The organism is Pseudomonas sp. GW101-3H06, assembly GCF_059424605.1.
Map to the genome: position 1 here is coordinate 5,531,936 of NZ_JBWKZO010000001.1, position 19,344 is coordinate 5,551,279.

Here is a 19,344-nt window from a genome sequence, read left to right on the forward strand (position 1 = left end):
TTCGGTGTGTTACCGGCTGCTTTACGGTTGCTTCCCTGTTTCCGCCTTGCTCGCATCAGCGTCGGCATTGGCTTTGGATTTGATAAAAGCGATCAGGGCGTCCAACTCCTTATCGCTCGGCGTCATGGCCGGCATGACAGCTGCAAAGCCCTTGACGACTTTGGCAGCGGGATTAAGAACCGAATCTTTTATGTAGCCCTCATCGGCCTTTATGCCCGTACCGTCGGCAAGGATGACGGTCGAGCCAAACAGACCCTGCCAAGTGGGGCCGATACCCTTGCTGCCATCGACACTGTGGCAAGCCAGGCAGCCCAGCGACTGGGCCAACTGTTGTCCCTGCGCCACCAGGTCCGCACCTGAACCCGACGCCGCGCCGGCAGGCACTTCGTCGTTTTGCGGTGCATCGCTCAGTGACTTGATCAAGGCGACGAGGGCACCCAGTTCATCGTCATTGAGAGTATAGGCCACCATGACCGGTGGGTAACCCTGCACCAGACGGGCCTGCGGAGCGAGGATCGACTCTTTCAGGTACGCCTCGTCGACCCGTACACTTGTGCCATCGGCGAGTTGTTCCTGACGGCCATACAGGCCCTTCCATCCCGGGCCGAGACGGGTGCTGCCATCCTGGCTATGGCAGGCACCACAGCCGTATTGTTCGGCCAACTGGCGACCTTTTTCCACCAGGCTGTCGCGACTGGGCCTGGCAGCTGTGGTTAATGTCTGCGCAAAGGTCGGTTGACTGCTCAGCCATTGATCGAAGGCTCCCTGCTCTTCCACGATCATGTGACCGCGCATGTTGTAATGGCCTACACCACAAAACTCAGCACAAAGAACTTCATACGTTCCGGTTTTAGTTGGCGTAAACCAGAAGTACGACACCATCCCTGGCACCATATCCATCTTGCTGCGAATTTGCGGTATATAAAAGTTGTGCAACACATCTTTTGAACGCAGTAAAACTTTTACCGGTCGATCCAGCGGAAGTCTGACTTCATTATTCTTTATAAGTACATCGTCCTGACCGGCAGGGTCCTTGGGATCAACACCAAGTGGATTGGCGAAATCAACAAACCTGATATCCGATTTCCCCAATTTTCCGTCCTGGCCGGGAAAACGAAAAGCCCACTGCCACTGCTGGGCGACCACTTCAAGTTCATAGGCCTCTTTTGGCACCCGGATGAAGTCGTTGTAAACAACCAGGCCCGGCGCCAACATCGCGGCAATACCTATCGAGGTCACTACAATCAGCCAGAACTCCAATCTTTTACTTTCTGGCTGGTAGTGTGCCCTGGCGCCTTCCTTGTGACGGTAACGCATCACGGCGATGGCCATGAATACCGTAATGGCGATGAAAAACAGGCCGCTAATGATCAGGGTAATGAACAGTGTGGTGTCTATTGATCCCCAGTTGGAAGCGGGCGGTGCTGCATGCCAAGGCGCTAGTACATGAAAGAGTACTGAGGCAATAACGATTAGAATCAAGATAATTGCCATCGCCATTTTCTCTTCATCCTATTCCTGTTGCTCATTGGTAATGCGCAAGCATCGCCACTGGCGTCCAAGCAGGGCAGACAGCCACCCGTAGTGGCAAAGTCAGTGAAAAGTATAGGTCGGCGAGCGAGACCCGGTTGGCGGCTATACTCAATTGCAGGCCAGCATCCCCGATGGAGGTTTCGTCATGAGTAACCTGACGCTCGAAGGCAGGTGCAAACCCAACCCCGACCAACCATCCGTTCCAATAGGCGAGATCCATTTTTACGTCGACGGCCCTCTCCATCTACGGCTGGAGGCAGCTGAAGAGCGCCTGCAGAAGAGCAATGAGCTGAAAGAAGTCATGGTCGATGTCGACATGGACACATTGAACCTGGTCTTGCCAGAGGGTTATGGCCCCTTGTCCGACTGTCAGATGCGCGTCTATCTGCATTACGAGCGTGGCCAGTTCCATCTGGTTGGACACCGAGCCAGCGATGGCAGCCTGATCTACTCCAACGTGGTTTTGATTGATCAGTTGATTGATTGAAACGGCGGGTTTGAAGGAATCAAGACTTGGGGTCGTCGTCCTTCCAGGGCGCCGACAGGTAACGGGTGCGGTTGAAGGTCTCGAGCCACTCCGGGCAAAAGACCACCAGCGCGCTGACCACCATGCCGTTGATGAACGCCTCCGGAAAAATGAGCAGCCACAGGTAGCCGATAAAGTCTTCGAGCCAGTAAGGCATGGCGAAACGCTCGTCGTACCACAACACTGTCAGCGATAGCACCAGGCACAACAATGCGGTAAGGGCGGCAGCGAAGAAACCGGAAACGAAGATGTACACGAAGGGATTTCGTGGCTGCGCGCGCTCCACCAGAATCGCACAGCATTCGGTGATCAACACCGGCAATAAAATGAACAGCGCGCCATTGGCCCCCATGGCCATGAGGTCCTGACGCCCCAGCAGCACCAACCCGGTTTGAGCCACCAGTCCACCGACGATTGCCAGCGGCCAGTCGAGCAATAGCGTCACCGCGGTCATGCCGATGAAGTGATAGGACACGCCGGTATCGAAATCCCGCCGCACCAACCAAAGCGCGAACAGCGCGAACACCGTGCCGAACAGCAAATGCTGGCGACGGCTGTCGCTGAACAGCTCAACCCAGGAAACCCGCGCAACGGCCCAGATCAGCACCGGCACATAGATCAGCCCCCCCACCGTGAGGGTTTCGGATGACAGCAACTCGGCGCCGATCATGGCGGAGCACACTCCCTTGTCTTGCCGAAGAGAACAGGCCCCCAGTCTACACCGCCCTTTGTCCGCCCTTCGACCTCAAGCCCAATGCCGCGGATCGTTCGTCACCGCTTCATGCTCGGCGAACAACCTGGGTAACTCGGCCTTGAGAAAGTCCACCCACGTGCGGACTTTGGCATCGAGAAAGCGTCGCGACGGATACAGCGCATACACATTGCGCTGACGAGGCCGATAGTCCGGCAGCAAGCGCAACAAGGTGCCGTCGCTCAAGGGCCGTGTGGCCGTGTAAAACGGAATCAGGCTGATGCCCATGCCAGCCTCTGAAGCCTTGACCATCGACTCGGCGACATTGCACTGAAAAGTCCTGGCCGGGCTGATGGCATGCTCGCCCTCCTCGTCCTGAAACACCCACTGATCGCTGTACAACGGATCGAGCATGCGCAAGCACTGATGGTCGCTCAGCGCCAGCGGATGGTCCGGCACACCCCGACGTTGCAGGTATTGCGGGGAAGCACAGGGCACGCTGTAAAACTGCCCGACGGCCTGGGCGACCAATTGCGAATCGGCCAGTTCGTGGGCAGTCGAAATCACCACGTCGTGTCCTTCCTCCAACAGATCGGGATTGCGCTGCGACAGGGTCAATTCGAACACCACATCGGGGTAAAGCTCGCTGTAACGGGCAATCAGCGGTGTGATCAGTACCCCGAGGCCGTTCATGCTGTGCACCCGCAACCGGCCGCTTGGCTTGAGATGGGCGCCGCGAGCCTCGGCGGTCGCCTCCTCCATTTCTTCGAGTATCAGCCGACTGCGCAGCAGGAATCGCTCGCCGGCCTCGGTCAGGCTCAAACGCCGTGTGGTGCGTTGCAGCAGCCGGGCTTGCACATGCTGCTCCAGATCCGCGACCAGACGGGACACTTGCGCTGTGGATAACTCCAGCGCATCGGCGGCAGCGGTGAAACTTGCGCAGTCCACCACACGGACGAACACGCGCAAGCTGTTAAGCAAATCCATAAGCCTCCCTCGGGCGGTGACTGTTACGTTTCATGTAAGGCTGTATCAGGCGTTCCCCCCTTTATCCACGGGTGGCAAAGACTAGACTTTATTCATCGAATCCCACATGGAGCACGCCAAAATGAAAACAGTGATCAGCCTGTTTCTGACCCTTGTCGCCACCTCGGCCATGGCCGCAGACAACGAACCCATCGCGGTCTTGTATAACCCCGCGCAGCCGCTGGACATTGCCAAGGTGGTTTCCGTGTCGGACACCGCGACCGCGTGCGGGGTCGTGCCGGCGACCATGGTGTATGTCGATCATCAAGGCCAGACCCATCGCGTGACCTACGAGGTCATGGGCGATTGCACGAGCAACCTGTGATCAATGGCTCATAACAACGTCCAGGTGTAACTCAGGATCAACCGGTTTTCATCGATATCACTGCGGTAGTTGGAACGCGCCATCGCATTACGCACACGGATACCGAGGCCTTTGAGACTGCCGCTCTGCAGCACGTAGCCGATATCCAGGTCACGCTCTCGATCCTTGCCCTCATAGCCTTGCCCGGTGTCGACATTGTTGCCTTTTATGTAGCGCACGGTGCTGGTCAAGCCAGGCACGCCCAGCGCCGCAAAGTCGTAGTCGTAACGTACCTGCCAGGAGCGCTCGTCGGTGTAGGCGAACTCGTAGGTCGGCACTTCGTTGCCCAGTGGCGAGATGTTGGCAAAGACTCGCGGGAAAGCGCTGTCGCCGAACATGCCCTGATAGCCGACATAAAATGTGTGACCGCCGCGCTTGGCCGACAGAAGCGAGAAGAACGCCTGATTGTCGATATTGCCCAGCAGTTTTTTGCCGTCTTCGCGTGAATCGTAATAACCGAGGTTGGCGCCCAGGACCCAGTCGCCCATCGGCTGACTGTGCTTGAAGCCCAGGAAACGTTGGTTATAGATGTCTTCCAGTTGCCCGTACCAGGTGCTGACCGAACTGCGTTTATCGTTGAAGGCGTAATCGGCCCCGGCAAAATTGAAGCCGTCGCTGCTGACCTGACGCTGCGGCACATGGCCGAGCATGGCTTGCATCTTTTCGTCACCCGCTTCGTTGCGCAGACTGGTTGTATTCAAACGACCGGCCTGCAACGTCAGGCCATTGATCTCATTGGAAGTGATACTGGTGCCCTGATAACTCGGCGGCAGCAGACGAATATCACTGAACGCCAGCACCGGCAGGTTGGGTTGCAACTCCCCCACTTTCAGCTCGGTCTTGGAGTAACGCATCTTCAATGCGCCTTCCAGACGGCTGTAATCATCCGCCGCGCGTCCATCGCCCTGCACCGGCAATAAACCGGTATTGACCCGATCCGGACTGCTGTCGAGCTTGAGCCCAAGCAGGCCGATCACGTCCACGCCAAAACCGACGGGACCTTGGGTATAACCCGATTTGACGTTGAGAATGAAACCCTGCGCCCACTCTTCGGCCTTCGACTGCTGGTTGGCGCCGACGATGTCGGAAAAGTCCCGGCTGAAGTAGTAATTGCGCGCTTGCAAGGTGGCCGTGGTGTCTTCGATGAAGCCGCCCTCGGCGGCCGTCGCACCGGTGGAGAAACTCGAGACGAGCGCCATGGACAACACTGGACCGGTTGCTGGAAAAATCTGTTTCATCGTTTTTTCTCTTATTTTTATTGATCGACAGGTAGAGGCGTTTTGGCCGCAGCGCTTTCACTGCGAGGGACAGGACGACGAGCGTTTAAAAACAGGTGTGTGACCATGCCGAAAATCAGTCCCCAGAAAGCCGCGGACAAACCCAGTAGCGACATGCCCGACGCCGTAGTGAGAAAGGTCACCAACGCCGCTTCCCGGTCGCTCGGCACGGCCATCGCGCCGGCCATTGCCCCGGCAATCGCGGCGAACAGCGCCAGCCCGGCCAGGGCCGCGATCAGTTCCTTGGGAAACGCCGAAAACAGTGAAACCAGGGTGGCGCCGAAGATCCCCAGCACCAGGTAACACAGGCCGCCCACGACCCCGGCCACATAGCGCTTGCCGGGATCCTCGTGGGCCTCGCGCCCCGTACAAATGGCCGCGGTAATCGCCGCCAGGTTCAGCCCGTGACAACCGAAGGGCGCCAACAGCGCTGTGCCCAGTGCGCTGCCGGCGATGATCGGGCCGGCCGGCGTTGCGTAGCCGCTGGCGCGCAACACCGCCATGCCCGGAACGAACTGGCCGGTCAGCGCCACCATCACCAGCGGCAGAGCGATGTTCAGCGTCGCGCTCAGGCTGAACGCCGGGGTAATCCACACCGGCGTGGCCAAACCGATCACGAGCGCTTCGCGGCGCAGATCGCCGGCGAGAAAAGCCATCGAACAGCCCACCAGCAATACCATCACCACCGCATAACGCGGCATCAGCCGTTTGCCGATCAGGTAGGTGGCAAACATCGCCAGTACCAGCAACGGCTTGCTTTGCAACGAGACAAACAAACCCGTGCCGAAGCTGAACAGAATCCCCGCCAGCATCGCCGCCGCAATCGCCGGGGGCAATTTGCCGATGATCCGGTCAAATGCACCCGACACGCCGACCAGGAAAATGATCAGGCTGCTGACCAGATAGGCGCCCACGGCTTGCGGCATGGAGATCCCCGGCAACAACGCCACCAGCAACGCCGAGCCCGGAGCCGACCACGCGATGATCACAGGCACGCGGTAGCGCAGGCTCAAACCGATACCGAGCAAGGCACTGCCGATGGAAATCGCCCAGACCCACGACGACAGCACCTCCCGAGACAAGTGTGCAGCCTCGGCAGCCTGAAAAATGATCACCAACGGGCCTGCATAGGAAATCACCGTGGCAATGAATCCGGCCACGGCGGCAGACAGGGAAAAGTCCCGTAAAAACATGTTCATGACGCCTCGCCGACAGCCCCGTCAGGCGATCCGGCCTGAGCGCCCGATAGCGGCTGTCGGGCACTGCGCCGATTGCTGATCGCAAACACCGTCATGGCGATAGCCGCAATCGCACCGGGCAAGGCAAACGCCATGAAGTTCAGTTGCAGCGGCAGGTTGATCCCGAGCAAGGCACCGCCCAGCAACGGACCGACGATCGCGCCGTTGCGCCCGATACCCGAGGCCCAGCCCAGACCGGTGGATCGAATGGTCATGGAATAGAACTGCGCAGCGCAGGCGTACAGCAGAATCTGCGAGCCGATGGTCGTGGCGCCAGCAATGGCGATCAGCAAGTACAACACCGGCATCGGGCTGTTGAAGCCCAGCAATGTGATCGAAACAGCCGCCAGGGCGAAGAACACCGACAGCACGCGCGGCAAATTGAGCTTGTCACCCAGTACGCCACCACCGACGGCTCCGAAGATCGCGCCAAAGTTCAGCACCAGCAGGAACGACAGGCTCGAGCCCAGGCTATACCCGGCGTTAGCCATCAGTTTCGGCAGCCAGGAACTCAAGGCGTAGACCATCAACAGGCAGCAGAAAAACGCCAGCCACAGCATCAGCGTGCGCAATGCACGTCCCTCACGGAACAACTGCAACACGGGGGTGCCGGTGCCCTTCACTTCGCTCATGTGCAGTTGATCATTGGTCTGTGCGACGTAGGACGGGTCAACGCGCTGAAGAATGGTGCGCGCGTCGTCATTGCGCCCCTGGCGCAGCATGAAACCCACGGATTCGGGCAGGAAGTACATGATTAGCGGCAACAACACTAACGGCAGCACCGCCACGTAAAACACTGACTGCCAACCGAAACTGGGGATCAACACGATGCCCAGCCCTGCCGAGAGCATGCCGCCCACCGAATAGCCGCTGAACATGATCGCCACCAGCGTGCTGCGGATTTTCTTCGGCGCGTATTCGTTCATCAGCGCCACAACGTTGGGCATCACGCCGCCTATGCCCAGACCGGCAATGAAGCGGCAGATACCAAACTCAGTGGGGTTTCTGGCGAAACCGTTGAGTACGGTGAAACCGCTGAAAAGGATCACGCAGATCGTGATGGCTTTCTTGCGGCCGATCCTGTCCGACAGCGGGCCGAAGAACAGTGCACCGAACATCATCCCGAACAGCGCATAGCTGCCCAGTGCGCCGGCTTGCAGAGGACTGAGCCCCCACTCCTTCATCAACATCGGCAACACCACGCCGTAGATCACCAGATCGTAACCGTCGAAGATGATGATCAGGGCACACCAGAACAGCACCATCCAGTGGAAGCGGTTGAATCGAGCGTTGTCGATAACCTCATGTACGTCGATTTTGCGCATGGCATTTATCTCTTGTTGTTGTTGTTTTCAGAGCATCTGTAATACGGCTTACGTCCGTACAGCCGATGGTAGAGGCGCCAGGAGCAGGCCAATATCCGCAATGCGCAGATCGCTATCCGTTTTGTGCAACGGCAAAATCAGGTGGTTTGAGCAGGGACGCAGCGTGCGCGTCGCACAAGAATTTGCACCTGCGCGATAAAGTGTCTTCTTTGCGATCGCATTTGAACGCTAAGCTTGGGCCTATGGATGACTCAGATTACTTACGCCTGCTGACCATCGCGGCCGAGCAAGCCAACGCTTTCCTGTCCAATGCCCGCAAATGGGAGCGTGAGCGTTGGGTGTGCCAGCGCCTGCTGCAAGGCTTGAACATTCCTTATCGCGCCGACGAGTTCTCCCCGGCCGGGGAGCCGCCGGACGTATTGTTTCGCGATGCCAGTTTCGAGGTGTTCTTCGTCCTCGACGAAGGTCGGCGCCTCAACGACGAATGGCGCGATGAGTTGCAACGCCGGCGCAGCGCGTTTTCCCTCAGCCAATTGGTACGGCGCGAAGCCAAGCCCCGCCGTATCCCGGCCAACGAGTTTTTGTTGCGACTGGCGCCGACCCTGCGCAAAAAAGCGCACAACTACAAAGAACGCGGCATGGACCTGGGAGAACTGGACATCATCGCCTTCGCCAGCCTCAAGCGCGAAGTGCTGGACCTCAACAGCCACTTCCCTCCGCCCACCGAGTACCTGCGCCAGGGCTGGCGTTCGCTGTCGCTGGTGGGGCCGACCTTCGCCCGCGTGCTGTTCGCGCATCCGGATGCACCGGACTTCCTGCGCAGCAACCTGGGGCGCAGCATCGTGTTCGATGTCGGGATCAGCCTGTGAGCCCACTGCAGGGACTGATTGCCGAAGTGCCGCAACAGGGCCGCGTTCGCTGGATAGGTGTACGCCCGCAATCACGCTCGTCAATGATCGAACTCGATGCAGTGGAAGCGCGGCTGGAGGCTGGCCTGACCGGCGATCACGCCAGGCCCGGTGTGCGCAACGCACGACAAGTCACGCTGATTCAGTGGGAACATCTGGCGGTGATCAGTTCGCTGATGGGACGCCCAGACAATCAGCCAATCAAGCCTGAAGATTTGCGGCGCAATCTCGTTATCAGTGGGATCAATTTATTCAGCCTAAAGGGCCGGCGCTTTCGCATTGGCCAGGCGATTTTCGAAACCACCGGCTGGTGCCAACCGTGCGCACGCCTGGAAAACAACCTCGGCACCGGGACGTTTCAAGCAATGCGTGGGCATGGCGGAATCACTGCCCGGGTGTTACAAAGTGGCATCATTCGCCTGGACGATACGGTGAGCGTCGAGCCGATTCCGGACACCGGCTATGCTCCGTTCATCGTTCGTTAAATCAGTCTGTAGCTTCTAAACATTCAGCAACGTCTACCTGACGAGGCCTTTATGACCAGCCGCCTGAACCCCGACGACCAGAAGCATGTCGAAGAGTACCTGCAACTGTCCCAGCACCGTGTCGAGCGCCGGCCTTTCCGGCCGTGGATGCTCCTGGTGCTGGTGTTGGCAGTGACCATTGGTTTGGGCCTGTTGAGCCGATTTATCAGTTACCTGACGCTATGAGCCGCGTTGCGCTCGCGAGGGTAGCTGCACAGATTTCTTTTAGCCTTGCGAGATATCCCCATGACTCATCGTATTGTCATCGTTGGCGGCGGCGCCGGCGGTCTGGAGTTGGCTACCCGTCTGGGTAAGACTCTGGGCAAGCGCGGCACGGCCAGTGTGATGCTGGTCGACGCGAACCTGACCCACATCTGGAAACCTTTGTTGCACGAAGTGGCAGCCGGATCCCTGAACTCCTCCGAAGACGAACTCAACTATGTTGCCCAGGCGAAATGGAACCACTTCGAGTTCCAGTTGGGGCGCATGAGCGGGCTCGATCGGGCCCAGAAGAGAATCCAGCTGGCCGCCACCTATGACGAAGCCGGCCTCGAACTGGTGCCGGCGCGGGAAGTGCCTTACGACTCGCTGGTGATTTCCGTGGGCAGCACCACCAACGATTTCGGCACCCAGGGCGCGGCACAACATTGCCTGTTCCTCGACACTCGCAAACAGGCCGAGCGTTTCCATCAACAGTTGCTCAATCATTACCTGCGCGCCCATGCCGGACAAACCGACAAGGTCGAGCAGATCAGCGTGGCCATCGTCGGCGCTGGTGCCACCGGGGTCGAGCTGGCCGCCGAACTGCACAACGCCGCCCATGAACTGGCAGCCTATGGCCTGGACCGGATCAAACCGGAAAACATGCACATCACCCTGATCGAAGCCGGACCACGGGTGCTGCCGGCACTGCCGGAACGAATCGGCGGACCTGTGCATAAAACCCTGGAGAAGCTCGGGGTCAACGTCATGACCAACGCGGCGGTCAGCGAAGTGACGGCCGATGCCTTGATCACCGCCGATGGCAAAGTAATCAACGCCAGCCTGAAAGTCTGGGCGGCAGGGATTCGCGCACCGGGTTTCCTCAAGGACATCGATGGCCTGGAAACCAACCGCATCAACCAGCTGCAAGTGCTGCCGACCCTGCAAACCACCCGCGACGAGAACATCTTCGCCTTCGGTGACTGCGCGGCCTGCCCGCAACCGGGCAGCGACCGCAATGTACCGCCACGCGCCCAGGCGGCGCATCAACAGGCGTCGCTGCTGGCCAAATCGTTGAAACTGCGGATCGAAGGCAAGGCATTGCCGGAGTACAAGTACACCGACTACGGTTCGCTGATCTCGCTGTCGCGTTTTTCCGCTGTGGGTAACTTGATGGGCAACCTCACGGGCAGCGTGATGCTTGAAGGCTGGCTGGCGCGGATGTTTTACGTGTCGCTGTACCGCATGCACCAGATGGCGCTGTACGGGCCGTTCCGCACGGCGATGCTGATGTTGGGCAGCAAGATCGGGCGCGGCACCGAGCCAAGACTCAAACTGCACTGATACAAAAAACCTTGTGGGAGCGAGCCTGCTTGCGAAAGCGGTACTTCAGACGACATTGATGTCGACTGGGCTGGCGCCTTCGCGAGCAGGCTCGCTCCCACATTTTTTCATCTGTCGAATTTAAACCCGAAACCGCCGCACCATCCCCTGCAGTGCATTGGCCAGTTGCGACAGCTCATGGCTCGATGCACTGGTCTGATCGGCCCCGGTAGCGGACCGTACAGACAGATCGCGAATGTTCACCAGGTTACGGTCGACCTCCCGTGCCACTTGCGCCTGTTCTTCGGCCGCGCTGGCGATCACCAGATTTCGCTCATGAATTTCATGCACGGAGGCCGTGATGGTTTGCAAGGCCTCACCTGCGCGCTCGGCCAGAACCAACGTACTGGCAGCGCGGGAGGCGCTGGTGTTCATGGCATCGAGGGCCTGGCTCGAACCGTTGCGCATGCCTTGCACCATTTGTTCGATTTCCTGGGTCGATTGCTGTGTACGGTAAGCCAAGGCACGCACTTCGTCAGCCACCACCGCGAAACCCCGACCGCTCTCCCCGGCTCGTGCCGCTTCGATGGCCGCGTTGAGCGCCAGCAGGTTGGTTTGCTCGGCGATGGCGCGAATCACATCCAGCACCTTACCGATATCCTGGGATTGATTGGCCAGCGATCGCACCAACTCCCCGGTACTTTGCACGTCATGGGCCAGTGAACTGATGGCACTGGCCGTTTCGCTGACCCGCTCCTGCCCCAGGTGGGCCGACTCGCTGGACTGGCGGGTGGCGTCGGAGGTGGATACGGCGTTGCGCGCGACCTCTTCCACGGCGCTGGTCATTTCATTGACCGCGGTGGCCGCCTGCTCAATTTCGTTGTTCTGTTGTTGCAGGCTCTGGTTACTATCGAGGGTGACGGCATTCAACTCATCAGCTGCCGTAGCCAATTGCGTGGCGGAACCGCTGATGCCCTGCAGGGTTTCCCGCAAGTTGCGCTGCATGGCTGCCAATGCCTTTAGCAAGCGGCTGACTTCGTCATTGCCATGGGTTTCGATCGGACGCGTCAGGTCGCCCTGAGCCACGTGCTCTGCGGCAATCACCGCCTCACTGAGCGGACGCACGATGCTGCGGGTCAATAGCATGGCCAGGGCAACCGTCGCCAAGGCCGCGAGGGCGATAAACAGGCTGACTATCGTGCGCGACGTTTCGTAATGCGCTTTGGATTTCTCGCTCTCGGCCGCAACTTGCTGAGTAAACAGTTGCGCCAGGTCACTGAGTTGCTTGCCAGACCCATCGACCACGGTTTTCATGTCCACCAGCAACAGCTTGGTCAGTTCGTCGCGACGCCCCTGCTCAGCCAAAGTGAACGATTGGGCAATGCCGGTGCGGTAGGCCGTGAAGGTATTTTTGAATTGGTCGTACAACGCCTTGCCTTCAGCCGTGGTCACCAGTTTGTCGTAAGCGGCGATTTTTTCGCTCAGCTCCTTGTCCCGGGTGTCCATCTGGCTGCGGTATTGCGCGATATTCTTCGGATCCTGATCCAGGGCCATACGAAGGGAAATGGTGCGAATGCGCAGCATGATTTCGCGAATTTCGTCACCGCCGCGAATGCTTGGCAGCCATTGCTTCTCTACCGCCACCTCACTCTCGCGAATGCTCGACATTTGCCCCAGGGCAAAGACCCCGAGCAGCGCCACGAGCACCGCGATCAAGGCAAAACCCAGCGCGGCACGGGGGGCAATATTCAGCTGACGAAGAAACATAACGAGCGCCTTTGTTTTTATTGGCTTGAGTGGAGGGCCATGCCCCGACAGCTCGTTATCGGCAAGTTGTACGATGACTTGAAGGGTTGTGCTTTTTCGCAAGCAAAAAAAATCCCCGTATCTTCCGATACGAGGATTTTTAGTATGGTCGGGGTAAGGGGATTCGAACTCCTGACATCCTGCTCCCAAAGCAGGCGCGCTACCGGACTGCGCTATACCCCGGTAAAAAAAAGGCACCTTCGAAAGGCGCCTTCTGCGAACAGAGCTTTTGGCGTCTGATCTTAAGATTCGATCCCAGCGTTAACTGGTTTCAAAAATGGTGGGTCGTGTGGGATTCGAACCTACGACCAATTGGTTAAAAGCCAACTGCTCTACCAACTGAGCTAACGACCCAAAAATGGTCGGGGTAAGGGGATTCGAACTCCTGACATCCTGCTCCCAAAGCAGGCGCGCTACCGGACTGCGCTATACCCCGGTTTGAAATTGGCTCCGTGACCAGGACTCGAACCTGGGACCCAATGATTAACAGTCATTTGCTCTACCGACTGAGCTATCACGGAACTACATATTTCAATTTACAACGGTGAAGCTTTACTGCGTTCTCTTCGACCCGTTCGCATCGCTGCGTTCGTGTGTCTGAGGCGCGCTATTCTACAATCTTAAGCACCTCTGTCAACCCCCTAAATTGCTTTCAAGTTAATGATTTGCAACTTATTTCAGATTCCTGCTTCGGGAGCAGAAACCCTACCGGGTGACTTACTGCGGGGCGCACTTTACAAGCCTTTTCCTTTAAGTTCAACAGCCTGGCGAAAAAAAGGCCTCGCAATGCGAGGCCTCCTTTTTTGTGCTGCCGTTCTGGCTCAGTTGAATACGATCTCGTCGTTTTCCACCATGCCTTTGGCCGTGTCTCCCGGCATGAATCGGCCGGAGAGAATCAGCTGTGCCAGCGGGTTTTCGATCCAGCGCTGGATTGCTCGTTTGAGCGGTCGTGCGCCATATACCGGGTCGTAACCGACCGCGATCAGCTTATCCATGGCCTCGGGGCTCAACTCCAGCTTCAGCTCCCGCTCGGTGAGGCGACTGCGCAGACGGCTCAACTGGATCTCGGTAATGCCGGCGATCTGATCCCGCGCCAATGGCTCGAAGATCACCACCTCATCGACCCGGTTGATGAACTCAGGTCGGAAGTGCGAGGAAATCGCATCCATCACCGCCGCACGCTGGGCCTCACGATCACCAATCAGTTCCTGGATTTGCACCGAGCCCAGGTTGGAGGTCATGACAATCACGGTATTCTTGAAATCTACCGTGCGGCCATGACTGTCGGTCAGCCGGCCATCTTCCAACACTTGCAGCAAGATATTGAACACATCCGGGTGCGCCTTCTCGACCTCGTCCAGCAGGATTACCGAATAAGGCTTGCGACGCACAGCCTCCGTCAGATAGCCGCCCTCTTCATAGCCGACATAGCCCGGTGGCGCGCCAATCAAGCGAGCCACGGAATGTTTCTCCATGAACTCGGACATATCGATGCGCACCATCGCTTCTTCGGTATCGAAGAGGAATTCGGCCAGCGCCTTGCACAGCTCGGTTTTACCGACACCGGTCGGGCCGAGGAACATGAACGATCCGCTCGGGCGATTCGGATCGGACAACCCGGCGCGAGAACGCCGCACGGCGTTGGAAACCGCGACCACGGCTTCATCCTGGCCAATCACACGCTGGTGCAACAGGCTTTCCATCTTCATCAGTTTGTCGCGCTCGCCTTCGAGCATTTTCGACACTGGAATACCGGTCCACTTCGATACGACTTCGGCGATCTCTTCTTCAGTCACCTTGCTGCGCAGTAACTGGTTTTCAGGCTTGCCATGCTGGTCGACCATTTGCAGGCTGCGCTCCAGGTCCGGGATCACCCCGTACTGCAACTCGGCCATACGATTCAGGTCGCCTTTGCGGCGAGCGCTTTCCAGTTCCTGACGGGACTGTTCGATTTTCTGCTGGATCTGCGCCGAACCCTGCACCTCGGCTTTTTCCGAGTTCCAGATTTCTTCGAGATCCGAGTATTCACGCTCGTGACGGGCAATTTCTTCCTGGAGTTTTTCCAGGCGTTTTTTCGCCGCATCGTCGCTTTCTTTCTTCAGCGCCTGGGATTCCACCTTCAGCTGAATCAAACGGCGCTCCAGGCGGTCCAGCACTTCCGGCTTGGAGTCGATCTCCATGCGGATGCGGCTGGCGGCCTCGTCGATCAGGTCGATGGCCTTGTCCGGCAACTGACGGTCAGTGATGTAGCGATGGCTGAGTTTGGCCGCCGCAATGATCGCACCGTCGGTGATCGCCACCTTGTGGTGGACCTCGTAGCGTTCTTTCAAGCCTCGCAGGATGGCGATGGTGTCTTCTTCGCTCGGCTCGTCCACCAATACTTTCTGGAAGCGCCGCTCAAGGGCTGCATCCTTCTCTATATATTGGCGGTACTCATTGAGCGTGGTCGCGCCGACGCAATGCAACTCACCGCGCGCCAGGGCTGGCTTGAGCATATTGCCCGCATCCATCGAGCCTTCGCCCTTGCCGGCGCCGACCATGGTGTGCAGTTCGTCGATGAACAGAATGATCTGCCCTTCCTGCTTCGACAGTTCGTTGAGCAGTGCTTTTAGCCGCTCTTCGAACTCGCCACGATACTTGGCACCGGCAATCAATGCCCCCATGTCCAGGGACAACAGGCGTTTGCCTTTCAGGCCGTCCGGCACTTCACCGTTGATAATGCGCTGGGCCAGGCCTTCGGCGATGGCAGTCTTACCAACGCCAGGCTCACCGATCAGTACCGGGTTGTTCTTGGTGCGGCGTTGCAGGACCTGGATGGTCCGGCGAATTTCGTCGTCTCGGCCGATTACCGGGTCGAGTTTGCCGTCTTCGGCACGTTTGGTCAGGTCGACGGTATATTTATCCAGCGCCTGGCGCGCCTCTTCGTGGTTCGGGTCGTTGACCGCCTCGCCGCCTCGCAGGTTGTTGATCGCGTTTTCCAGGGCTTTCTTGCTGACGCCCTGGCCCAGCAACAATTTGCCGAGCTTGCTGTTCTCGTCCATGGCGGCAAGCAACACCAGCTCACTGGAAATGAACTGGTCGCCCTTCTGCTGGGCCAGGCGATCAGCCTGATTGAGCAGGCGCGCCAGATCCTGCGACATGTTGACGTCACCGGTCGGATTCTGGATTTTCGGCAGTTGGTCGAGCTCTTTGGTCAGCTCTTTACGCAGGCTGTTGACGTCGAACCCCACCTGCATCAACAGGGGTTTGATCGAACCACCCTGCTGTTCGAGCAAAGCCTGCATCAAATGCGCCGGCTCGATGGCGGGATGGTCAAGACCGACGGCCAGGGATTGGGCGTCGGACAAGGCTAACTGCAACTTGCTGGTTAAACGGTCTATACGCATGGGTCACCTTCCTTTTGAGCAGGCCGGACCTATAAAACATCCTGAATGAAGAAACCTGCCAGATACCACAATAGATGCGGTCGATTCTGGGAGTTTCAAGCGGCGAGAAGTTGATACAGATCAGAGAAGTCTAGCGTGTGCCCGGTCTCACGAAGGCGTTCCTCTTTTGACAAATGGCTGTTGTCGCCAGGCAAGGCGCCGCGACGAGTCATCGCTCGCTATGGCCAGGAACGGCAACGCAGCATGACGGCAACAGACGCCGTCAAAAAGGAACAGGCTTCGTGAGACAGGGCACTAAAGCCAGATAAGGGAGGCAAACCTACCGGTGCGCGGGCTTCGGCGGTAGGAGAAGAAGCGCGGATCGGTCACGGTGCAGAAGCCGCCACCATAGACAGCCGTTACACCGCGAGCCGCCAGACGCAAACGCGCCAGCCTATAGATGTCGGCCATGAATTTGCCGGGGTTCTGGCTTGGAACAAAGGCTTCAGCCGCTTGCGGCAGCTGCTGAACGAAGGTTTCACGTACTTCCGGGCCGACTTCAAACGCTTGCGGGCCAATGGCCGGACCGAGCCAGACCAGCACCTCGGCAGGTGGTACGGCCAGACTGTCCAGTGTCGCTTCCAGCACACCTGCCGCCAACCCGCGCCAGCCCGCATGAGCCGCCGCAACGCGAGTGCCCGCACGATCACAAAACAGGGCAGGCAGGCAATCGGCGGTCATTGCCACGCAGGCGATCCCTGGTGTTGCCGTCCAACTGGCATCAGCGGTGACCACCTGACTCGGGTCCGCATGAGCCACGACGATGCCGTGGACCTGCTGCAGCCAGGCCGGTTGAATAGAGAAATGATCGGTCAGACGACGACGATTCTCGGCGACAGCCTCAGGGCTGTCGTCGACGTGATCGCCGAGGTTGAGGCTGTCGAACGGCGCCAGACTGACGCCGCCCGCACGGGTGGTGACACAGGCTTTGACCCCGGCCGGCGCGGGCCAGTCAGGAATCAGCCAGTCACTCATCCGACAAACGCCTCGCGGTCTTGCTTGAGCAGGGTCAGCAACCAGACGAAATCTTCCGGTAGCGGCGACTCCCAGCTCATGCGTTTACCAGTGGTCGGGTGATCCAGCTCCAGGAACCGCGCATGCAGCGCCTGACGCGGGAAGTTTTTCAACGACTCGACCATGGTCGGGTTGGCTGCCGGCGGGATACGGAAGCGACCGCCGTAGGCAGGATCCCCGACCAACGGGAAGTTGATATGCGCCATGTGCACGCGAATCTGGTGCGTACGACCGGTTTCCAGCTTCACCCGCACGTGGGTGTGGGAGCGGAAACGCTCGAGTACGCGGTAATGACTGACGGCTTGTTTGCCACCTTCCATCACGGCCATGCGCTGGCGCTGCTGGCCGTGACGACCGATCGGCGCGTTGATCTTGCCGCCGGCTGTCACCACACCAATCACGATGCATTCATAGATACGGCTGACGCTGCGGCTCTGCAACTGTGTCACCAGCTGCGTCTGCGCCTGAATGGTCTTGGCCACCACCATCAGACCGGTGGTGTCCTTGTCCAGGCGATGCACGATACCGGCGCGGGGCACATTGATGATGCCCGGCACGTGATGCAGCAAGGCATTGAGCAAGGTGCCATCAGCGTGACCGGCGGCGGGATGCACCACCAGGCCCGCAGGCTTGTTGATCACCAGGATGTCGTCGTCTTCATAGACGATGTCCAGGGCAATGTCTTGAGCGACCCATTCGCCCTGAGCTTCCTGCTCGGCAGTGAGTTCAAGAATGGCGCCACCGTGAACGATGTCTCGCGGGCGGATAACCGCCCCATCCACAGTCAGGCGGCCGTCTTTGATCCAGGCGGAAAGGCGCGAGCGCGAGTGCTCAGCGAATAGTTGTGCGGCGACTTGATCGAGGCGTTGGCCGCCCAATTCGGACGGCACCTCTGCGCGAAGTTCAATTTTATCGGACATGCTCAGACTAGGCGTCGGCACAGCCTTTGGTTTCGGCTGCGCGCTTGTGGTTAAATACGGCGTCTTTTGCCCCGAGGCTATTCAACGGGGCGCTCATCATAACAGGACGGCCACGCCCAAGACAGCGGCCGTCATAGGGACGCAAGCCGCCATGCAAGTGAAACACCTGCTGCTGATCGCCATCCTCGCATTGACCGCTGCTTGCTCATCGAAGGAAGTCGTAGACGAAAACCTGAGCGAAGTCGAATTGTACCAACAGGCTCAGGCTGATCTGGACAACAACAGCTACACCAGCGCCACCGCCAAGCTGAAGGCTCTGGAATCGCGTTATCCGTTCGGTCGTTATGCCGATCAGGCACAACTCGAACTCATCTACGCCAACTACAAGAATGCCGAGCCAGAAGCGGCGAAAGCCGCAGCTGAGCGCTTCATTCGCCTGCATCCACAGCACCCGAACGTCGATTACGCCTACTACCTCAAGGGCCTGACTTCGTTCGACCAGGACGTCGGCCTGCTGTCGCGTTTCCTGCCACTGGACATGACCAAACGTGACCCGGGCGCCGCTCGCGACTCCTACAACGAGTTCGCCCAGCTAACCAGCCGCTTCCCCAACAGCCGCTACTCGCCGGACGCCAAACAGCGCATGATCTACCTGCGCAACCTGCTGGCGGCCTACGAAATTCACGTTGCCGATTACTACCTGACCCGTCAGGCCTATGTCGCCGCGGCAAACCGGGGTCGTTATGTGGTGGAAAACTTCCAGGAAACCCCTTCGGTCGGCGACGGCCTGGCGGTGATGACCGAGGCCTACCAGCGCCTGCACCTGGACGACCTGGCTGCCACCAGCCTTGAAACCCTGAAGCTCAACTACCCGAACCACCCAAGCCTGGTGGACGGTCAGTTCGTACCGTCGGTCGCCGAAGCCGACAACCGTTCGTGGTTGAGCAAGGCCACCCTGGGCCTGATCGAATCCCGTCCGCCGCTGCCACCGGGAGAAACCCGCGCCAACCAGGATGTGCAGAAGCAGTTCCAGGATGCCAAGGACGCGATTCCGAACGAGCTCAAGCCTAAAGATGCGGACGGTGACGTGATCGAAGAAGAGAATCACGAAGCGGAAGGTAACAACGAAGACCGTTCGTGGTTCAGCTACATGACCTTCGGCGTGTTCGACTGATACGACCGGCGGTACAGAAAGGGAGACTTTGCGTCTCCCTTTTTTATTGCGCCGTTTTTATAGAACGCA

At 58.7% G+C, this 19,344-nt stretch carries 17 protein-coding genes, 4 tRNA genes and 1 pseudogene; 7 read left to right on the top strand and 15 right to left on the bottom strand.

Annotation, left to right across the window (positions count from 1 at the left end):
- Window positions 1-21: 21 nt before the first annotated feature.
- Window positions 22-1,500, bottom strand: a complete 1,479-nt coding sequence (locus AC07ZE_RS25390; protein ID WP_207267099.1) for a cytochrome c oxidase subunit II — start codon at window positions 1,498-1,500, stop codon at window positions 22-24.
- Between the two features lie 178 nt (window positions 1,501-1,678).
- Between AC07ZE_RS25390 and AC07ZE_RS25395 the strand changes: the two genes are divergently transcribed.
- On the top strand, window positions 1,679-2,020 hold the full coding sequence (locus AC07ZE_RS25395) for a hypothetical protein (RefSeq protein WP_207267100.1): 342 nt from the start codon (window positions 1,679-1,681) through the stop codon (window positions 2,018-2,020).
- A gap of 19 nt (window positions 2,021-2,039) precedes the next feature.
- On the opposite strand, the gene AC07ZE_RS25400 is transcribed toward AC07ZE_RS25395, so the two are convergent.
- A complete protein-coding gene (locus tag AC07ZE_RS25400) occupies window positions 2,040-2,729 on the bottom strand; it encodes an energy-coupling factor ABC transporter permease (RefSeq protein WP_207267101.1) in 690 nt (229 codons plus the stop codon).
- 75 nt (window positions 2,730-2,804) lie between these two features.
- Window positions 2,805-3,737, bottom strand: a complete 933-nt coding sequence (locus tag AC07ZE_RS25405; protein ID WP_207267102.1) for a LysR family transcriptional regulator — start codon at window positions 3,735-3,737, stop codon at window positions 2,805-2,807.
- 121 nt (window positions 3,738-3,858) lie between these two features.
- Here AC07ZE_RS25405 and AC07ZE_RS25410 point away from each other — a divergent pair, with 121 nt between their 5' ends.
- Window positions 3,859-4,101, top strand: coding sequence for a DUF2790 domain-containing protein (locus AC07ZE_RS25410; protein ID WP_207267103.1), 243 nt, complete (start codon window positions 3,859-3,861; stop codon window positions 4,099-4,101).
- 8 nt (window positions 4,102-4,109) lie between these two features.
- Here AC07ZE_RS25410 and AC07ZE_RS25415 read toward each other — a convergent pair whose 3' ends face one another.
- The 3 genes from AC07ZE_RS25415 to AC07ZE_RS25425 are packed head-to-tail and all read right to left on the bottom strand — an operon-like array spanning window position 4,110 to window position 7,980.
- Window positions 4,110-5,378, bottom strand: a complete 1,269-nt coding sequence (locus AC07ZE_RS25415) for an OprD family porin (RefSeq protein ID WP_207267104.1) — start codon at window positions 5,376-5,378, stop codon at window positions 4,110-4,112.
- Window positions 5,379-5,395: 17 nt separating this feature from the next.
- Window positions 5,396-6,616 carry a benzoate/H(+) symporter BenE family transporter gene (locus AC07ZE_RS25420; protein WP_207267105.1) on the bottom strand — a complete coding sequence of 407 codons (1,221 nt, stop codon included), beginning with the start codon at window positions 6,614-6,616 and terminating at the stop codon, window positions 5,396-5,398.
- Window positions 6,613-7,980, bottom strand: coding sequence for an aromatic acid/H+ symport family MFS transporter (locus tag AC07ZE_RS25425; protein ID WP_207267106.1), 1,368 nt, complete (start codon window positions 7,978-7,980; stop codon window positions 6,613-6,615). Before AC07ZE_RS25425 ends, AC07ZE_RS25420 begins: the two co-directional genes overlap by 4 nt.
- A gap of 242 nt (window positions 7,981-8,222) precedes the next feature.
- Between AC07ZE_RS25425 and AC07ZE_RS25430 the strand changes: the two genes are divergently transcribed.
- Genes AC07ZE_RS25430 through AC07ZE_RS25445 form a run of 4 tightly spaced genes read left to right on the top strand, consistent with a single transcriptional unit; the run spans window position 8,223 to window position 10,957 of the window.
- Window positions 8,223-8,849, top strand: coding sequence for a DUF1780 domain-containing protein (locus tag AC07ZE_RS25430; RefSeq protein ID WP_207267107.1), 627 nt, complete (start codon window positions 8,223-8,225; stop codon window positions 8,847-8,849).
- Complete coding sequence (locus tag AC07ZE_RS25435) at window positions 8,846-9,373, top strand: MOSC domain-containing protein (protein WP_207267108.1); 528 nt, start codon at window positions 8,846-8,848, stop codon at window positions 9,371-9,373. Before AC07ZE_RS25430 ends, AC07ZE_RS25435 begins: the two co-directional genes overlap by 4 nt.
- 51 nt (window positions 9,374-9,424) lie before the next feature.
- Window positions 9,425-9,598 carry a DUF3094 domain-containing protein gene (locus AC07ZE_RS25440; RefSeq protein ID WP_128605912.1) on the top strand — a complete coding sequence of 58 codons (174 nt, stop codon included), beginning with the start codon at window positions 9,425-9,427 and terminating at the stop codon, window positions 9,596-9,598.
- Window positions 9,599-9,658: 60 nt separating this feature from the next.
- A complete protein-coding gene (locus AC07ZE_RS25445) occupies window positions 9,659-10,957 on the top strand; it encodes an NAD(P)/FAD-dependent oxidoreductase (RefSeq protein WP_095196597.1) in 1,299 nt (432 codons plus the stop codon).
- A gap of 120 nt (window positions 10,958-11,077) precedes the next feature.
- Here AC07ZE_RS25445 and AC07ZE_RS25450 read toward each other — a convergent pair whose 3' ends face one another.
- The 9 genes and pseudogenes from AC07ZE_RS25450 to rluD all read right to left on the bottom strand — a co-directional run bounded on the left by AC07ZE_RS25450 (window position 11,078) and on the right by rluD (window position 18,101).
- On the bottom strand, window positions 11,078-11,941 hold the full coding sequence (locus tag AC07ZE_RS25450; protein ID WP_404940904.1) for a methyl-accepting chemotaxis protein: 864 nt from the start codon (window positions 11,939-11,941) through the stop codon (window positions 11,078-11,080).
- Window positions 11,933-12,703 (bottom strand): annotated as a pseudogene (locus AC07ZE_RS25455) (MCP four helix bundle domain-containing protein); the annotation flags it as partial. The pseudogene AC07ZE_RS25455 and the gene AC07ZE_RS25450, both read right to left, overlap by 9 nt.
- A 145-nt stretch (window positions 12,704-12,848) precedes the next feature.
- A tRNA-Pro gene (locus AC07ZE_RS25460) sits at window positions 12,849-12,925 on the bottom strand.
- Window positions 12,926-13,020: 95 nt separating this feature from the next.
- Window positions 13,021-13,096: transfer RNA gene (locus tag AC07ZE_RS25465), tRNA-Lys, on the bottom strand.
- A 5-nt stretch (window positions 13,097-13,101) separates the two neighbouring features.
- Window positions 13,102-13,178, bottom strand: a tRNA-Pro gene (locus AC07ZE_RS25470).
- A 9-nt stretch (window positions 13,179-13,187) separates the two neighbouring features.
- A tRNA-Asn gene (locus AC07ZE_RS25475) sits at window positions 13,188-13,263 on the bottom strand.
- Between the two features lie 300 nt (window positions 13,264-13,563).
- Window positions 13,564-16,128, bottom strand: coding sequence for an ATP-dependent chaperone ClpB (gene clpB / locus AC07ZE_RS25480; RefSeq protein ID WP_207267110.1), 2,565 nt, complete (start codon window positions 16,126-16,128; stop codon window positions 13,564-13,566).
- Window positions 16,129-16,422: 294 nt separating this feature from the next.
- Window positions 16,423-17,142: a peptidoglycan editing factor PgeF gene (gene pgeF / locus AC07ZE_RS25485; protein WP_207267111.1), complete on the bottom strand. Its 720-nt coding sequence runs from the start codon at window positions 17,140-17,142 to the stop codon at window positions 16,423-16,425.
- Window positions 17,139-18,101: a 23S rRNA pseudouridine(1911/1915/1917) synthase RluD gene (rluD, locus tag AC07ZE_RS25490; RefSeq protein ID WP_137804277.1), complete on the bottom strand. Its 963-nt coding sequence runs from the start codon at window positions 18,099-18,101 to the stop codon at window positions 17,139-17,141. Before rluD ends, pgeF begins: the two co-directional genes overlap by 4 nt.
- 151 nt (window positions 18,102-18,252) lie before the next feature.
- Here rluD and AC07ZE_RS25495 point away from each other — a divergent pair, with 151 nt between their 5' ends.
- On the top strand, window positions 18,253-19,275 hold the full coding sequence (locus AC07ZE_RS25495) for an outer membrane protein assembly factor BamD (RefSeq protein WP_095196602.1): 1,023 nt from the start codon (window positions 18,253-18,255) through the stop codon (window positions 19,273-19,275).
- Window positions 19,276-19,344 lie beyond the last annotated feature (69 nt).

What these genes read in the sequence shown, in the direction of transcription:
- AC07ZE_RS25395 (WP_207267100.1), top strand. Translation starts at nt 1,679, where the DNA reads ATGAGTAACCTGACGCTCGAAGGCAGGTGCAAACCCAACCCCGACCAA.
- AC07ZE_RS25495 (WP_095196602.1), top strand. Translation starts at nt 18,253, where the DNA reads ATGCAAGTGAAACACCTGCTGCTGATCGCCATCCTCGCATTGACCGCT.
- clpB (WP_207267110.1), bottom strand. Translation starts at nt 16,128, where the DNA reads ATGCGTATAGACCGTTTAACCAGCAAGTTGCAGTTAGCCTTGTCCGAC.
- AC07ZE_RS25420 (WP_207267105.1), bottom strand. Translation starts at nt 6,616, where the DNA reads ATGAACATGTTTTTACGGGACTTTTCCCTGTCTGCCGCCGTGGCCGGA.
- AC07ZE_RS25445 (WP_095196597.1), top strand. Translation starts at nt 9,659, where the DNA reads ATGACTCATCGTATTGTCATCGTTGGCGGCGGCGCCGGCGGTCTGGAG.
- AC07ZE_RS25410 (WP_207267103.1), top strand. Translation starts at nt 3,859, where the DNA reads ATGAAAACAGTGATCAGCCTGTTTCTGACCCTTGTCGCCACCTCGGCC.
- AC07ZE_RS25405 (WP_207267102.1), bottom strand. Translation starts at nt 3,737, where the DNA reads ATGGATTTGCTTAACAGCTTGCGCGTGTTCGTCCGTGTGGTGGACTGC.
- AC07ZE_RS25390 (WP_207267099.1), bottom strand. Translation starts at nt 1,500, where the DNA reads ATGGCGATGGCAATTATCTTGATTCTAATCGTTATTGCCTCAGTACTC.
- AC07ZE_RS25400 (WP_207267101.1), bottom strand. Translation starts at nt 2,729, where the DNA reads ATGATCGGCGCCGAGTTGCTGTCATCCGAAACCCTCACGGTGGGGGGG.
- AC07ZE_RS25450 (WP_404940904.1), bottom strand. Translation starts at nt 11,941, where the DNA reads ATGCAGCGCAACTTGCGGGAAACCCTGCAGGGCATCAGCGGTTCCGCC.
- pgeF (WP_207267111.1), bottom strand. Translation starts at nt 17,142, where the DNA reads ATGAGTGACTGGCTGATTCCTGACTGGCCCGCGCCGGCCGGGGTCAAA.
- AC07ZE_RS25440 (WP_128605912.1), top strand. Translation starts at nt 9,425, where the DNA reads ATGACCAGCCGCCTGAACCCCGACGACCAGAAGCATGTCGAAGAGTAC.
- rluD (WP_137804277.1), bottom strand. Translation starts at nt 18,101, where the DNA reads ATGTCCGATAAAATTGAACTTCGCGCAGAGGTGCCGTCCGAATTGGGC.
- AC07ZE_RS25415 (WP_207267104.1), bottom strand. Translation starts at nt 5,378, where the DNA reads ATGAAACAGATTTTTCCAGCAACCGGTCCAGTGTTGTCCATGGCGCTC.
- AC07ZE_RS25425 (WP_207267106.1), bottom strand. Translation starts at nt 7,980, where the DNA reads ATGCGCAAAATCGACGTACATGAGGTTATCGACAACGCTCGATTCAAC.
- AC07ZE_RS25430 (WP_207267107.1), top strand. Translation starts at nt 8,223, where the DNA reads ATGGATGACTCAGATTACTTACGCCTGCTGACCATCGCGGCCGAGCAA.